We start from the raw sequence: 15,307 nt of genomic DNA, 5'->3' as shown, positions 1-15,307 counted from the left end.
TTAACGTTTAATGTCTATACTATAAGTGAATTGATCGGCCCGGTAATAACCTATGTTGTATTCTATAGGTCTATTGCCAGGGTCGTAGACTACCCGTTTTCTTTGTAGAATGGCCGAATTTACCGGAACTCCCAATTTCTCCGCAAGAAACTTATTGGCTAAAATAGCGCTTATTTGTTCTCTGGAAAGAACAGGGATGGTATGATATTCATGTTCCAAGATATCGTAGAGATGACGTTCAAAATCCTCATTTCCTGTAATGCCTATTCTTGGGTGAAAATAACTCACGAAGTATACAAAAGGACCGTTGTCCAAACCACGAAGTCTTTCTAATCTGAAAAGTTCCTGCCCCTCCTTTACTTCCAATTGTTCCGAAACTTCCGCGCTTACTTTGATTTGGGAAACCTTGATTTCGTAATTTCTAAAGTTAATCCCTTGAGCGTGCATTTCTTGGCTAAAACTAACCCAATTGGATAGCTTGGTTTCGACCTGCTTTTTTGCCACTTTGGTGCCAACCCCTTTTTTTCTTATCAACAGCTTTTCTTGAACCAACCTATTGGTGGCCTGCCGAATGGTATTCCTGGAAATCCCAAGTCGTTTGGATAGGTCAACTTCCTTAGGTAAAAACTTGCCATTTTGGTAATCTGGGTCGTTTATCATATCACGAAGGATTTCCTCAACCTGTAGATGCAGGGGTACTGGACTATCGTGATCGATGCTAAGGGACTTAAGGTTAAGTATGTTCTTTTGTTGAGACATTAAGCAAACTTATAAAATTTGTGTCAAAAATTTGAAAATATTGATAATATGATAGACCAAACTGGAATGATTGTATACAGAGAATAATTTAAAACTAGTGGTTTGAGCCACCGCTGATTTTAATTCAGAAAGTTGTTGTTAAATTGTTAAGTGATTCTTTTTCCAGCCTCAATTTTAACCAACCGGTAGGGTGGTATTCCATATCCAGCTTTTTCAAGATAGTTACCATAACAAACTTGTTCTTTAATTATAATCCTAATAATTTATATGGTACAAAAGCTTTCATCACTTTATTACTTTAATCCATTGTGAATATGTCGATTTAGAAATAAAAAGTACTAATTTTTAATATTCATTAATAGGGTATCCGGTGTTATTCGGATATCCAATAGTTGGCAGAAGTGTGCCAATGGCACCGCAACTAAAACTTTTTGAGGACCAAAACGTTGTCTTGTTTGCTCATTCCTCCCTCCCATGCATACAAACACCTGCACTGAACCCAATCCAACTTTTCGTAAATTCAAACCCTGTAACCAATCCGCCGTGGATCACAACCAAGAAACAGACATCTGCCAACTCCGGTTAAGCGCAAATGGCTAAAGGCTCCACGAGGGAACAAGATGAAATCATTTTTAACCACTCGCTTTAACCATGGGTGGTTGTGTGCCATTTGAAAAAACGAGTGAACTACCAAGAAAAACATAACAAAGGATTTATTTCCAACTTCATAAAGAGCTTTTGGGAGTTTGAAACTTGCGAAAATGAATGTAACCACGAAATACTTCCAGACGGATTTTTCGACCTGATATTTGAAATCAAAAATGGACAAATAACCAACGTTTCACTGACAGGGGTTTGGACAAAACAAATCAAAATTTCCATACCAAAAAACACCAAACTGATTGGTGTTCGCTTCAAACTGATTTCTGCCGAGTATGTTTTTAAACAGTCAATCAAAGAAATTAAAAACACAAAGACTGAACTACCATTAACTCTGTTTGGCTTCGAAAATTTTGACTTTTACGATTTTGAGAAATTTACGGATTCGATAAACGAGAAACTTCAATGCGGACTTAAAAACCTGAAAGAAATCGACAACAGAAAATTTGAGCTTTTCAAGATTCTTTATGAACGAAAAGGCGAAATTTCTGTTCAAGAGCTTTCGGAAAGTGTTTTTTGGAGCAGTCGACAAATCAACAGATATTTTAACAGTCGTTTCGGTTTTTCGCTCAAAATATTTTGCAATATCCTAAAATGCCATTCTTCGCTAAAACACATTGCGAGCGGCAAACTTTTTCCTGAGAATAATTATTACGACCAAGCTCATTTTATCAAGCAAGTAAAGCAAATAACAGGGTCGACACCAACAAATCTGTACTTGAACAAAAACGACCGATTTTTACAATTGACCACCATTCAGGCAACGTAAATTTGTCCATTCAATTAAAAAACAGAGAAATGAAAGCAAACAAATTAACGCCCAATTTTGAAGTAAAAAACATTAGAAAAACTGTAGAATTTTATCAAACAGCTTTAGGGTTTTCATTAATAATGGCAGTGCCCGAAACACAGGACGGAATTGAACAATCATTTGCTAATGATAAAGAATATGTCTATGCTTTGGTAAACAAAGACAATGTGGAAATTATGTTTCAAAGAACGGAAAGTTTCAAAAGAGATGTACTTTTTGCAAAGGAACTTCCTATAGCAGCCAGTGTTTCCTTCTATATTGAAGTTGACGGAATTGACGGTTTTTACGAGCTAATAAAGGGCAAAGGCTTGAACCCGACCGAGCTGAAAACAGCTTGGTACGGAATGCGTGAATTTTACCTAAAGGACAATAACGGTTACATACTTGGATTTGCAGAAAAAATTTCAGAAAAATAGAAAACGGCATCCAACAATGTGTATAAGAAGTAGTGGTTTGGGTTCTAACCTGAACTGCTCTATCATTAAATTAAAATACATAGTAAACCTAAAAGTGGCTGCATAAATCTGCTACTGCTCATCCACAAAACCGTTGGCAGAAATGTGCCAAAGGCACCATAGCCAAACTTGAAAAGCAGGACCTGTTCATACTTGACGACTGATCCCCCAGGCACGGGCGATCTTGGAAAAATATGAGCTGGGTGGCCCAAATGAAGGGTTTTTCCCCATCAGTTCGAACCAAAAGACCAATGCCTATCTAAAGGAAATTTCAAATGAATGTGGTATTGATAAAAACCTGACCTTCCATGTGGCCAGACATACTTTTGCAACTACAGTGATGCTCTCCAATTAATGTCCCCATTGAAACGGTGTCCAAACTCCTGAGACATACCAAACTTTCCACTGCACAAATTTACACCAGGGTAGTGGAGTCCAAGATAATTGAGGATATCGATAATCTTTCGATTCGTTTTAAAAGTAAAGAGGTCGAGAGAAATGCTGGGGGGGTAAGTTTGTACTTAGATAATGGGCAATCTTATTTATCTAATGGAAGTATAGAATTTGGATAAGGTTTTTTGGAAAATATGGGTTCAACTTTAAAGAATGGAAATTTATGGCTCTATTGAGGAAGTTTTCAATGGATAGTGATGCTTGATACTATTTTAATGTAATTAATTGTGTGGTTTTTAATAACGTAAAATACTTTTTACATGTTTAGATGTAATTGTAAATAATATTTTACATCATGTCAAGAAATAGCATTAAAAAATGTCGCAAATATTGACAAAATTTGCATATCACTTTTTTGTAGGGTTTCGATTCAATCCATGGGATAGTACGAAACTATAGTTTTTTAGGGTACCCAATTGATTTGGGTAAAAGTAGCGGCAAAGATATTCTATCCCTGACTTATTGCGGCAATTGTACATCCTATATTTTGAAGAATGTCCAGTTCAGAAGTTAAATGAACCAAATTAACCGACTATTTTAGGCTATAATTGGTACCTGGACCTGATCCAAATTTTTCGATAAGATTTTTGTCTACTAATTCGGATAATATTCTTTTCACTGTTGGATTAGGTATGTCAAGTTTTTTTGCAATTTCTCCTGATTTTGTTCCGGGATGGTCTGTAATAAAAACGAGAATGGATTTTTCTTTTGGTGACAAGCTGGATTCAACACCTTCAACAGTCAACTTGTCCATCAATTGTTGTTGTATGTTCAATAAGGCGTCAAAGAAGAAATATAACCAAGTGGTTACATCCTCATTAGGTCTTTGTGCCTGACATTTTCTTAATTCCTGATAATACTCCGCTTTTCTATGTTCTATCTCATGTTCAAAACTTACATATTGGATCCATTTATAACCATACTTTAGGAGCAGTAATGTTGAAAGTAACCTGCTTAATCTGCCATTGCCATCCTGAAAGGGATGAATGCTGACAAAGTCATAGCAAAAAATGGCAGACTTGACAAGTGGGTGGATTTCAGTATCGTCCTTAAACCATTCGATCAATTTCCGTACCGCATCTTCAGTCTCAATACCTGGTGGTGTGGTTTCAAAAATGATTTGTTTTGCGCCACCAGGAAAGGTTGCTTCCACGCTATTGCTGTGTTGTTTGTAATCACCTTTATGCCATTTGTCTTTCTCACTATACTTCAAGAGTTGGTTGTGTAGATTTTTAAGGGAATTTTCAGTAATGTCAATATCGGCAAAGGATTCAGAAATGAGGTCCAGTACTTCAAAGTATCCAGCAACTTCTTGGGTATCCCTATCCTCTATTTTTTCAATGGACAGATTTTTTAGGAAAACATCAACCTCCTCGTCGCTCATTTTGGAACCTTCAATTCTTGTAGATGCCCCAACACTGCGTACTGTGGCGATAGCTTTTAATTGTTTCAGGCTTTGGCCTTCCTTCTTTTCAATCAAAGTCCATTCAGCATCGAACCTATCTATTTTACTGATGACCGATAAAAGTTTCCAATCCAATGAAACTTTAAGTGTATGTACGTTGTTCATGCCTACAAAACTAAGAAAATCAATTTATATATGATACGTTATGATACGATTATATACGAAATTGATACGATAATGGATATAGTATAAATGATACGTTATGATACGAAAATACACGAAATTGATACGATTCGAAAAGAATTTAAGCTTCAAAATTCAAGTTTAACTGGCACTGTCAGAAATATGCTATTGCAATAAAAGTATTGGAGAAATGGTATTTAGTTGGTTTTATTCTATTAAAAACTTTGAAGTCGCTGAAGAAGTATCATATCCTGGACAAAATACTGATATGGGATTTAACCCAGAAACTTCCAAAAATCTAATCAGATATATTTTTTCTTACCAATATTCCCGAAAGTTAAGCTCGCAATCTTTACTCGGACAAGGGACGGCATAAAGCCGTTCCAACTTGTCACTGTTTATATACTCTATTAAAAACCAAATAAAATCCTGAATATTTCAGTTCAATTGCCTTGGGTCATTACAAATATGGTTCATGTCATATGGTTTTCGACTCTGGATTACACCATAGACAGTTCTGAGCATTTTATTGGATACATTGTTCATAATCAAGAAATAGGGTTTTCCCTCCAGTTTTTTTCGTTCTGCATATAGACTATACTCTTTATTGTGTGTCACGGCTTTCTTGGCAGCAAGGAACAACAGAGATTTCAGCTTTTTGTCGGCCATATGGCTGGTCTTGGACGTCATAGATATTTTCCCGGACGAATTGGGATACGGGCATACCCCGGCAAAGGCAGCAGCCTTTTTGGCTGTATTGATACCTTTGAAATTTTCCGTTTTGATGATCAGATTGTTTGCAATTACAGTACCAATACCTTTGATACTGGTAATAAGCTTGTAGTTATCATTTAAATCGGAATCGTTCTGAACGATTTTTTCAATTTCCTTTTCGATGGCATCAATTTCATTTTCCAGATAAGCTATCGCTCTCTGATAGCTTCTATGGGCCATAATGCTATGGGAAGGACTGTGCTTTCTTGTTTTCTGTCCCAACAAAAGTGATGTCCTGCTCTTTGACAACTGTTCCCACAAACTGTAAAGTTCCTTAAGTTCTTTGACCGATTCCGACCTTGGTTCCATAAAGCGTAATTCTTCCACGAACCTCTCACCATATTTCCTGATACGGTATGCGTCCTTTGAATCGCTCTTTCCCCGTTGCAACCCCAAGCTGTGCTTTATGTTGTAGCCAGGGACCAATGCTATTTTAATTTGGTAATGGTAACAGAGATGAACCATCAGGTCACCATAGCTTCCAGGATGTTCAGCTATCAGGATGCAACTATCTTCCACTTGTTTCAAAAAGTTGCAGATACCTTTAAAGTCATTTCTGACAATCCTCTTTTTCTCTTCACCTGCAACAACATAGCTTACGTCAAATTTATCTTTGGACAGGTCGATTCCATACATTCTCATTAAAAATATTTTTGATGTTCCCCTTGAGCGGCTTAAATCGTTAGTGGGTTATGCCCTTAATGCTCTCTGGCTTAGGCTCAAATTACTTACCGTACTTAATATAAACAGTGGATTTCCTCTATTCAGTTTCTAAAGCTAATGCAGTAAGTGGAACTGTTGATTTAAGGTTAGAACTCTATCTGTTCCAACAATATTATTTCTTACGGCTAAGTAATGATTCCGTTTCCTTCCCACTCTAAAATTTCACCTTGCGTTTACTGGTCTGCCACTATTACTTAATTTAAAACGCAGATCATGGAAAAACAAAACGTAGTGCAACTGGATTTTGGCTTTGAACTGGAGCCAGCGAAAACACCAGCTCAAAACCTAGTCCCCAAGTCTTTTAAAAAGGCCAAATCCGATTTTGTCCTTGACGTTATGGACCTATTGCAAAGTCCCATCATTGTGTATCCATCACAATGGTAGGATGCCGTGCCCAAAGACCTTTTAAACAATATTACCATGGCCCGAATGTTGACCCAGATGCGTGGAGAACACATGTCCTCCTTGACCGAGGTTGTGGCCTCTATGATGCCCAGGACCTTTGAATTTCCCATGCCCAGTGAATGGGTGAACATCTATACCTGGTGTGGGATGCAGTATGCCAAGACCTTTAAGAAGGATGGACAAATCGAGGCCATGGAGGAAGTGGCTCCCCAACAACTGTCCGAATATGAGATGGGTCTTTTGAAAAGGTTAAGGGTCTGGATCTATGAGAAACGAAGACAAACCTTAAAGGATAGCATGAAAACTTCAATGCCCAAGTTGAGCGGACCTTCCCCTAACGATCAGGGAGAGCTGTTCCAGAAAAACTAAAAAGTAACCAAGTTCTAGGATTACTGACCAATTACTATCGCAATAGTTGATGTATTGTCATTTGGCCAATATGGAAGTCGTACAAACGGATTTTTGGTGGGTCCTTCCTTTGCAAGCCCTTCTTGGGGCTTTGCCTTGTAAGGCCGCAAATCTGTCCGTCCGCCGAACAAATTTTAAGGGTCCATAATAAAAGAAGCCCTTGTTGTTTTTCGGGGCATCGAAAAACAGGGCAGGGCCCAAGGACTTCCCATCAGGACACCATCGCCCTCGGTCGCTTAACTTCCCGTACACTCCCTTGTCAATGGGTCAGATGGAATTCCTATGGCCCTCATTGAACCTGTCAAGGCCAAGACAGGTTTTGCCCAGAAATAGGGTTTCCGCTTCCTTGAAAATCCTAGGATTTTACCACGTCGCGGAGCCTCCCCATTTCCGTCCAAAAGCCTTGACAGAACCCCCTTCTTTTATGGTGCTGCGCACGTAAGAAGCAAACAAACGCCCCTTAAAATTTGGGAAACAATGACCAAAAAAACAGAGGGGAAATTTTTAACCCTGTTTGCTGAATTATCCATAAAAGGACAACGGCAGACCTTTAAAACTTTTTATCATGAGTACATTGAGAAACAAAGTGCAACTTATCGGAAACGTGGGGCAGGACCCCGTGATCACAGATCTTGACAAAGGAAAGCGTGTGGCACGCCTGACCATGGCCACCAACGAACATTACAAGAACTCCGAAGGGGAACGGGTGACCAATACCGAATGGCATACCGTCATCGGTTGGGGCAAGCTTGCCGACATCATCGAAGGGTTCGTGACCAAGGGCAAGGAGATTGCCATCGAGGGGAAATTGACCTCCCGCTCCTATGAGGACAAAGAAGGCAACACCCGTTACGTTACCGAGGTTGTGGCCAGTGAGATCTTACTGTTGGGCGGTGGAGAAAACAATACCACCGAGTAAAATGGACAAGGGTGTTCCGCAATCTGTGGGGTGCCCTTTTCTTATCCATCTTAAAAGTAAATGACATGGAACACAAGGTCAACGAAATACAGATCAGCTACAGGGAAAAACTGAGTACCCTACAATCGCTCTCCATTACCAATTCCAATGAGGTGGCACAATTGCTCTTCAAAAATTGGGATTCCGATACCATCGGTCTGAACGAATGCTTCAAGATCCTTTTGCTCAACCAGTCCAACAAGGTCAAGGGAATCTATCCCCTGTCCATTGGGGGCATCACGGGAACCTTGGTGGATATGCGCATCCTTTTCGCCATAATACTAAAGACCCTTTCCGTGGGGATCATCCTCGCCCATAACCACCCATCTGGACAGCTAAAGGCCAGTGAACAGGACAGACAATTGACCCAAAAGATAAAAGAAGCGGCACAGCTTTTTGATGTCAAGGTCTTGGACCATATCATCCTTGCACCCGATGGACGATACTATAGCTTTGCCGATAATGGACTGATGTGAACGTTGGACCAGGGACGATAATTTGACCGCCTCGGGGCCATCAAATGACACCAAAGGGACCCAATCATTATGATTGGGTTTTTCTGTATTCAATGGATTGGTTTTTATATATTTAGGTCGTTTTTATACGGCAATAGATAAGTGCGGAAATTTGATTTGACTTTCCTAAAGTTCGTACTCCGTTCGATTTGACTTTTACTTGAAAATGCAACTGGTCCCGATATCTATCGGGATTGACCCATGTTGTGCGATACTTTTTGGGTCCTTGGCGCGAAAAGGAGAAGCAAGAGGGTAGCACGCTCGCGCGTCCTACCGATCATATGTGCTGCGCAAGGCCCCTGTTTACGGGGTTGACAGAGGTATAAGGAAAAAGGGCAAAACCAGTTTTCACGGAAAACGGCCTTGAGCCCAATAAAATCAATGGATTTTTCACGGAATTATGGAAAATAAAAGCAAAAATGAACGTTTCAAGAGCTTGAGTATCAAGGAACCTGTATTATTGAAATTTAGACGGTTTTCCAAGCTATTTGGAAAGTCCCAATCCATGACCCTTTTGACCATGATGGAGTTTTTTGAACGGCATGGGATTTCCCCGGACCAACACCTAGGAGAGACCATGGCCAGTATGAAGCACTACATAAGGCGACGCTTCAATGCCATGGTCGCCATCATGCGCAGCATCGAAAAGGAACAGACCCTGCCCACTGTCAGTATGATCCAGGCCCTTTTTGAACAGGAACTGGACCCTGAAGAGGGGGACGAATGGGAAGGGGACTTTGAATTTTTTGAAAAACAACTGACCGAGATCAACACGCCCACCAATCCCGAGCTGTTGGATAAAGAGACCACCGTTCCCAAGATCCTGCACGAGCGCTTGAAGGAACAGTTGGAGGACCTTAAAACTGATTTCGGCCAAGTCCTGGACCATGTATCGGTGTCCAAGAACCGCTTCGGGAAGGACCATCTGAGATTGGACCTCAAACTCGGAACCCTAGAACAATACCGCACAAAACTTAAAAATATGTAAGCATGTACATCGCCATCACAAGACAGAAATTTGGAGACAGTTATCAGGGCAGTGCCCGTGACTTTATCAATTACCTCGAAAAGGAGAACCAAGGAAAGGCCCCGGAAGATCAAGAATTGTTCTTTAACCAGGCGGAAAACAATATTGATGCCCAAAGGGTCATTGCTGAGATCGATGCCAATACCTCCAAACTCAGCAAGAAAGATCCCAAGTTCTATTCCATCATGGTCAGTCCCTCCCAAGCAGAATTGAGGCATATCGGAAACAACCCCGAAATGTTGAAAGAGTATACCCGGGAACTGATGAAGACCTATGCCGCCTCATTTTACCGGGACCAGGAAGTAACGGTTAAAGATGTGCTGTATTTCGCGAAGCTGGAGAGGGAACGGACCTATTCCGAAAAGGACAAAAAGGTTAAGGAGAACCAGGCCTATGCCAGCAAGATCTTGGAACTGCAACACCAGATCAGGGCCATCAAAGAGGGTAGGGGGCAGGGGGATGTGGCCAAACTTCAGGTAAAAATCAATGCTTTGGAGTTAGAGGCACCCCATAAACAAAATGGGAAACGTATCGTTCCCGGTATGGCCAAGGAAGGCCACCAGAGCCATATCCATATCATAGTCAGCCGTAAGGATATGACCAATTCCCACAGCCTTTCCCCAGGGTCCAAGTTCCGCACTTCCGAAACCACTCTTAATGGGGAGAAGGTCAAACAGGGCTTTGATCGGGACAAGTTCTATCGGGCATCGGAAAAGACCTTTGACAAACAATTCGGGTACCGCAGAAACTTTGTGGAGACCTACCATGCCCGAAACCTCTTGGACAAGGATCCCAAACAATTTTTTGCGGCACTCTTGGGATTGCCCGCCAATGAAAGGCAGGCGGCCCGGCAATTGTTGTTCAAGGCAGGGGTAAAGGTGCCCAGTATTCCTGTCAACAAGGCGCAGTTGGCCTATAAGGCCATGATGAAACTCAAGAAAGGCATCGGAAAGGCCTTGGAATCCGGATCCATTGGAATTTAAAAACAGGGGTATGGAAAATTTAGGATGGATTGGAATAATATCTGGTATCGTGATCGGGGGAGGGATTTCCTATTTGGCCAATAGATATGTCAAATATGGGTTTGTGATTTGGGTTTTGGGAATGTTTCCTTTGGCTGTGGCCAATGGTTTGATATGGGGATGGGAGGGTTTTTTAAAAGGGTCATTTACGCTTTGGTTGCCCATTTTCTTTGTTCATGTGGTCATCTATGGTTTGGTGGACCACTACAAGGCCGATACCAAACCCTCCAAGGTCTTTGAGGTGAAAATGAAAGTGAAGGGTAGGTCTTTGGTCTTGGGGAATATTCGGCGTGGTGTATCGGTGATGGCCTCTGCGGGAAGTGGAAAGACCGAAAGTATCATCTATAATTTTTTAAGGCATTTTCAAAAGGAGAACTTCTCTGGGGTCATCCACGACTACAAGGATTTTGAGATCACCGAAATGGCCTATCCCTTATGGAATGGTGAACAGATTCCATTTAAAATTGTTTCTTTTGGTCCTATTTATAATCGGGTGAATCCCATTGATCCCAAATACCTGCCCGACGAGGAAAGTGTGCATGAGGTGTCAAGGGTACTATTAGAGAATTTGATGGAACATCGGGACTCTGATGAAAACAGTACCTCCCGTTTTTTTAAGGATGCTGCCGAGGGCTTGATAAGTGGATTGATTTGGCGGTTGAAGACCGATTATCCACACTATTGTACCCTACCCCATCTGATGGCGGTTTTTCAACAATTGGCCACCAAGAGCTTGATCAAGTTTTTAAAAGGGAACATCACTTCGCGGGCCATGGCGGATGCCTTTATAAGTGGCATTGGGTCGGAACGACAGACAGCAGGGGTGCTCAGTACACTGGCCAATGGGTTCAAAAAGATCAGTACCCGAAAGATCTTTATGGTGCTTTCCAAGGATGAGATTTCCTTGGATATCAATAATGAAGACCACCCATCCGTCATTGCCTTGGTGAACAATCCCCAAAAGGATGCTTCCCTTTCCCCAGTAATCGCAACGATCATCCATACGATATCCAAACAGATGAGCCAACGCAATAGGAAACCTTCCTTTATGCTGTTGGAAGAGGCCTCGACCTTACGACTGTTGAACATGCACCGAATACCGGCCACCTTGCGGAGTTATGATATTGTGAGCGTATATGTGTTGCAGGACAAGATCCAAAATGATATGATGTATGGAGAGAAGGCCAGTAAGGCAATACTCTCCAACCTGTCCTATCAATTCTTTGGGAAGGTCAATGACCCGGACACCGCAAGATATTATGAGCGGTTCTTTGAGTTGGTCAAGATTCCGACCCGAAGCGTGAGCAGGAGTTCGGGACTGAACCTGGAGCGACGGATCACGGAAGGGGAGAAAGAGGTGTCCAAACGGAGGGCGGAAGTGTTCTTTCGGCTGAAACAAGGGGAGTTTGTGGTATTTTCGGATGGGAAGGACCGGAAGGTACAGTTTCCGAGACCATCGATTGAAAGGGGGCTGGCGGAGCCGGTGGGGTTTTCAGAATTGGAATTGGAGCAGCATTATCTGAAGGTGCATAGGGAGATTGGCACTATTTTTAAACAGAATAACATTTAAATCAATATGAAATGCGTAGTAATCCGCTATCGGATTATCATAGGAAATAAATTGGACAGTCCAAAAAAATAAGTGGGTTACGTCAAGTTGGGTAACCCATTTAATGTCAATTAACAACTACCCCCGCCTTTGCGTTTCATGTTATTTGATTTGAAATATTTATAATGAGCCAAAATTAGTAGAAAAAAGCTTTATACGAATAAATTCTTTGTTAAAAGGTTATTCTTCTTTGGTGTAGAATATCATTTGAATCATATCCTTGGGAAACAATTGTTCCTTGATGGGAATAACCTTCACTTTTTGATTCAGTTCTTCCCCTTCAAAGATTACCCTTTTTTCTCCAGACTGGTTGTAATGGATTCTAATATCAAAGAACAAACGTAAATCCTCTACCCGATTGCTAAGATCCAAATGGATTTTATTAGTGAACCTTTGATTGGCTATATAGTACCAATTTTCCATTATCAGCTTCTCGCTATTTAATTCCTCCCAAACGGCCCAGGACATTTTTGATTCTGCAATTCCATTGTTTGGGATGACAAAATTATCTATTGGATAAACCACTTTTTTCTTTTGCAATGGTTTGTTGCCCGGACCTGATACGAAAATGAGATCACTTGATGCTCCTTCTCCCTTCACGAGATTTTTTATACCTACATAGCTGATAAAGCCATAGCGGTGTCCAATTTTGTTCAGTGCTTCAATCTTAAAATCGCTATTCTTTAATTCGAAGGCGTCATTGCTGCACATATTCACGATTCTGTTTTCAACATCGCAGAAGACTCTGATATATTTTTTATCGTCCGTAACATCATCGATGGTGATATCGATATTGGTGCTCTTGTTATAGGACAACACGGGCTGTATATGGTTCAATAGATAGGTGACGGCATTGTCGTCAATACCTTTTTTATTTGCAAGAATCGAAACCCTATGTCGTAGGCTGAGGTCCGATCCGTCCCTCAGTGAATAAAAAAAGACCAAGGCCCCCAAGATTCCAAAAAACAACAAATCCTCCGCTAGGGAAGCGGACAAGGAGAGATGGTAATCATTTTTTGGGTAATAGTTCAAAAACCAGTAGAGGTGGATTATCCAGATTGCTATAACAGCGATATAGGCATAGGCAATATATTTGAGATTTCTTCGAATGTACTCTTTGCGAACAAACTTAAAAGAGTCCCGTACTTCTGTCCATTGTTCTTTTATGGTCATAAATGATTGGTTTTAAAAATGTTTTTTGTGGTTCTTTGTGCCAATGTTTTGATTTTTATGATGTTAAACGGGCCAATAGTCCATTTCTAGACAACGATATGCTCGAATTCATTGATTTGGTTCATCCGTAAGCCCATGTGCAGGGATTCTGTGATGCTAGCCATGGCATCCGAATCAAGGATTTCTTTATCAAAGACAAGTCCTGTTTGTTCCTGGACAAAAGCCACCGGTACCTGATAGGTCTCGTACTGGCCAAAGACAAATTCGATATCGTCCAACCATTTCTTTTGGCTGAGTATATAGGCCGTCGAATAGATGCCGTTGTTCCCTTTATTGGCCACCACCAATTTCCAGAAACTTTCCGGTATTTGAATGTCCCGATAGAACATATCTGTATCCGAGAAAATGGGACCGTTGTACACGCAGATCTTCATCCCATTGTCCACGGTCTTGGAAAGGATATATTCTTCAAGCCCCAACCATATCTTTTGATTGAGGTTCTTATGTTGCGGCGCACAGTTGGTATAAAAGAAGGTATCCTCGGAGGCGTCTTTTGCTTTTTGATAGGAGGTTCCCCATGCCGGATCCATCCTCCTGACCAGATGCCCCCGATCGAAATTGTTGTACTTGTAGAGTTCATTGCCCACTTGTTCACTGGGCTTTATCCTAGGGTCATTTGACCATTTGTCCCTGCCCCTGGTGATGTGACGCCATAGGGTTCCGTCAATATTAACGGCCGTCGCTAAAGCAAGGCGTTTCTTTTTGCTCATGACTACGGAATAATTCAGGTAGTCCAGTTTTGTATGTTTGCTGTTCTTTAATTGGGCCAACTCTTTTTCCAGTTCCTTGGAAACCCCTGGAAAGGGTGTTTTTTTGTTGAGGAAGTCTTCATCGAAACCTTTTCGTCCCCTAAGATCTTCTTGCGAGATTTTTTCCAGCTCCATGGAAGAATTGGATTCTCCCTCGGATATAGCAAAGTGCTTTTTTGTCACGATACTCTTGAAGACCCTATCAATGATGATAGCAGGTATGGCAAAATTTCCTTGAAGTTCCCTTCCCGCAAAGTGCAGTCCATATACCTTTTGTGTTTCGATGTCCACAATAGGAGATCCTGAATTCCCGCCTAGGGTGGTACAATCATGGATGAAAAACTGCTTATCGGGGTCCACATAATCAATTTCGCCCACGGCCAGTCTTTTCTTGTCGAATACATCGGAAAAAATACGGATCTGATCTTCTGATATTTTGGTACGGGAGTCCCTGGCAGGATATCCGATGGTCGCAATGGTCTCATCCATTGCCAATTTGTTCGCGAGCTCTAAGGACGGGAACTTTTTATTGTTATCATCCCACACGATCTGTAGGATGGCCATGTCATACCCACTTTCAGGTTCGATATGCAGTACTTTGCCAATTGCATAGCTCCTGGATGTGGGAATGTTGAGTTCTTCCTTAAAATCAATGTAACATGTATAGGCCTCGTTCAGAAAGTTTCTTTTGAAGACAAATTTTTCCCCAAGCCTTTTGGCGAATTCTTGGGCAACGTGCCTATTGGTGATGATATAATCGTCCTGATACAACCAACCGGTCCCTACCCAATCCAAACTGGGATGCCCTTCCAGTTCTATCCTTCCAATCGAAGGAATCACTTTTGTCAACCCTTTCTTGTTCCTCTTTAGAATGTCCTTCCAAAAGTCAAGCTCAGGCTCATTGACATCAAATGAATCGTTTCGGATCTCAAGTACGGGACGACCGATGACATTGATGATGGCCTCCTGTACATCATTCAGGTCAAAATTACGACTGTTGAGCTGCTCCCCCAGTTTTTTAAAATCTACATCGTCATTGTCCCCGATTATTGCGGTATGGCCAAACTGTGGGAATTCCATGTTCCCAAACTTGTTTTCCATTTCGGCCAGGATCTTGTCATTATTGATGATACGCTGTGATAGATTGAATGCTTTCAT

General features: G+C 41.3%; 15 protein-coding genes. 10 read left to right on the top strand and 5 right to left on the bottom strand.

Features of this window, described 5'->3' with window-relative positions:
* Entirely contained in the window at nt 1–759 is a 759-nt protein-coding gene (locus tag ACFSJE_RS16790; RefSeq protein WP_366590695.1) for a GntR family transcriptional regulator, read from the bottom strand.
* Between the two features lie 682 nt (nt 760–1,441).
* Between ACFSJE_RS16790 and ACFSJE_RS16785 the strand changes: the two genes are divergently transcribed.
* The 3 genes from ACFSJE_RS16785 to ACFSJE_RS16775 all read left to right on the top strand — a co-directional run bounded on the left by ACFSJE_RS16785 (nt 1,442) and on the right by ACFSJE_RS16775 (nt 3,040).
* The gene (locus ACFSJE_RS16785; protein ID WP_366590693.1) at nt 1,442–2,188 is read left to right on the top strand and encodes a DUF6597 domain-containing transcriptional factor; all 747 of its coding nucleotides are present in this window, start codon (nt 1,442–1,444) and stop codon (nt 2,186–2,188) included.
* A 29-nt stretch (nt 2,189–2,217) separates the two neighbouring features.
* Complete coding sequence (locus ACFSJE_RS16780) at nt 2,218–2,646, top strand: VOC family protein (RefSeq protein ID WP_366590692.1); 429 nt, start codon at nt 2,218–2,220, stop codon at nt 2,644–2,646.
* 223 nt (nt 2,647–2,869) lie between these two features.
* Nucleotides 2,870–3,040, top strand: a complete 171-nt coding sequence (locus ACFSJE_RS16775) for a site-specific integrase (RefSeq protein WP_379832024.1) — start codon at nt 2,870–2,872, stop codon at nt 3,038–3,040.
* 630 nt (nt 3,041–3,670) lie between these two features.
* On the opposite strand, the gene ACFSJE_RS16770 is transcribed toward ACFSJE_RS16775, so the two are convergent.
* Together ACFSJE_RS16770 and ACFSJE_RS16765 are read right to left on the bottom strand one after the other, a co-directional pair.
* Complete coding sequence (locus ACFSJE_RS16770) at nt 3,671–4,708, bottom strand: Fic family protein (RefSeq protein WP_379832023.1); 1,038 nt, start codon at nt 4,706–4,708, stop codon at nt 3,671–3,673.
* Nucleotides 4,709–5,164: 456 nt separating this feature from the next.
* Nucleotides 5,165–6,142: an IS110 family transposase gene (locus ACFSJE_RS16765; RefSeq protein ID WP_379832022.1), complete on the bottom strand. Its 978-nt coding sequence runs from the start codon at nt 6,140–6,142 to the stop codon at nt 5,165–5,167.
* 294 nt (nt 6,143–6,436) lie between these two features.
* Between ACFSJE_RS16765 and ACFSJE_RS16760 the strand changes: the two genes are divergently transcribed.
* The 7 genes from ACFSJE_RS16760 (at nt 6,437) to ACFSJE_RS16730 (ending at nt 12,128) form a co-directional block, all read left to right on the top strand.
* Complete coding sequence (locus ACFSJE_RS16760; RefSeq protein WP_379832021.1) at nt 6,437–6,607, top strand: hypothetical protein; 171 nt, start codon at nt 6,437–6,439, stop codon at nt 6,605–6,607.
* A gap of 36 nt (nt 6,608–6,643) precedes the next feature.
* A complete protein-coding gene (locus ACFSJE_RS16755) occupies nt 6,644–6,997 on the top strand; it encodes a hypothetical protein (protein ID WP_379832020.1) in 354 nt (117 codons plus the stop codon).
* Between the two features lie 604 nt (nt 6,998–7,601).
* Nucleotides 7,602–7,955, top strand: a complete 354-nt coding sequence (locus ACFSJE_RS16750; RefSeq protein ID WP_379832019.1) for a single-stranded DNA-binding protein — start codon at nt 7,602–7,604, stop codon at nt 7,953–7,955.
* 65 nt (nt 7,956–8,020) lie between these two features.
* Nucleotides 8,021–8,470 carry a JAB domain-containing protein gene (locus ACFSJE_RS16745; RefSeq protein ID WP_379832018.1) on the top strand — a complete coding sequence of 150 codons (450 nt, stop codon included), beginning with the start codon at nt 8,021–8,023 and terminating at the stop codon, nt 8,468–8,470.
* A 439-nt stretch (nt 8,471–8,909) separates the two neighbouring features.
* On the top strand, nt 8,910–9,497 hold the full coding sequence (locus ACFSJE_RS16740; RefSeq protein WP_379832017.1) for a BfmA/BtgA family mobilization protein: 588 nt from the start codon (nt 8,910–8,912) through the stop codon (nt 9,495–9,497).
* A 2-nt stretch (nt 9,498–9,499) separates the two neighbouring features.
* Complete coding sequence (mobB, locus tag ACFSJE_RS16735) at nt 9,500–10,519, top strand: MobB family relaxase (protein ID WP_379832016.1); 1,020 nt, start codon at nt 9,500–9,502, stop codon at nt 10,517–10,519.
* A 10-nt stretch (nt 10,520–10,529) separates the two neighbouring features.
* Nucleotides 10,530–12,128, top strand: coding sequence for a type IV secretory system conjugative DNA transfer family protein (locus ACFSJE_RS16730; protein WP_379832015.1), 1,599 nt, complete (start codon nt 10,530–10,532; stop codon nt 12,126–12,128).
* A gap of 219 nt (nt 12,129–12,347) precedes the next feature.
* Here the strand turns inward: ACFSJE_RS16730 and ACFSJE_RS16725 are convergent, their stop codons facing one another.
* Nucleotides 12,348–13,340, bottom strand: coding sequence for a hypothetical protein (locus ACFSJE_RS16725; protein ID WP_379832014.1), 993 nt, complete (start codon nt 13,338–13,340; stop codon nt 12,348–12,350).
* An 86-nt stretch (nt 13,341–13,426) separates the two neighbouring features.
* On the bottom strand, nt 13,427–15,307 hold the full coding sequence (locus ACFSJE_RS16720) for a DNA/RNA non-specific endonuclease (RefSeq protein WP_379832013.1): 1,881 nt from the start codon (nt 15,305–15,307) through the stop codon (nt 13,427–13,429).

The sequence above is a fragment of the Flagellimonas iocasae genome (assembly GCF_042682725.1).
Classification (GTDB): Bacteria; Bacteroidota; Bacteroidia; order Flavobacteriales; family Flavobacteriaceae; genus Flagellimonas; species Flagellimonas iocasae.
The sequence above is the reverse complement of the archived record's forward strand: the minus strand, read 5'-3'. Positions and strand labels throughout refer to the sequence as shown.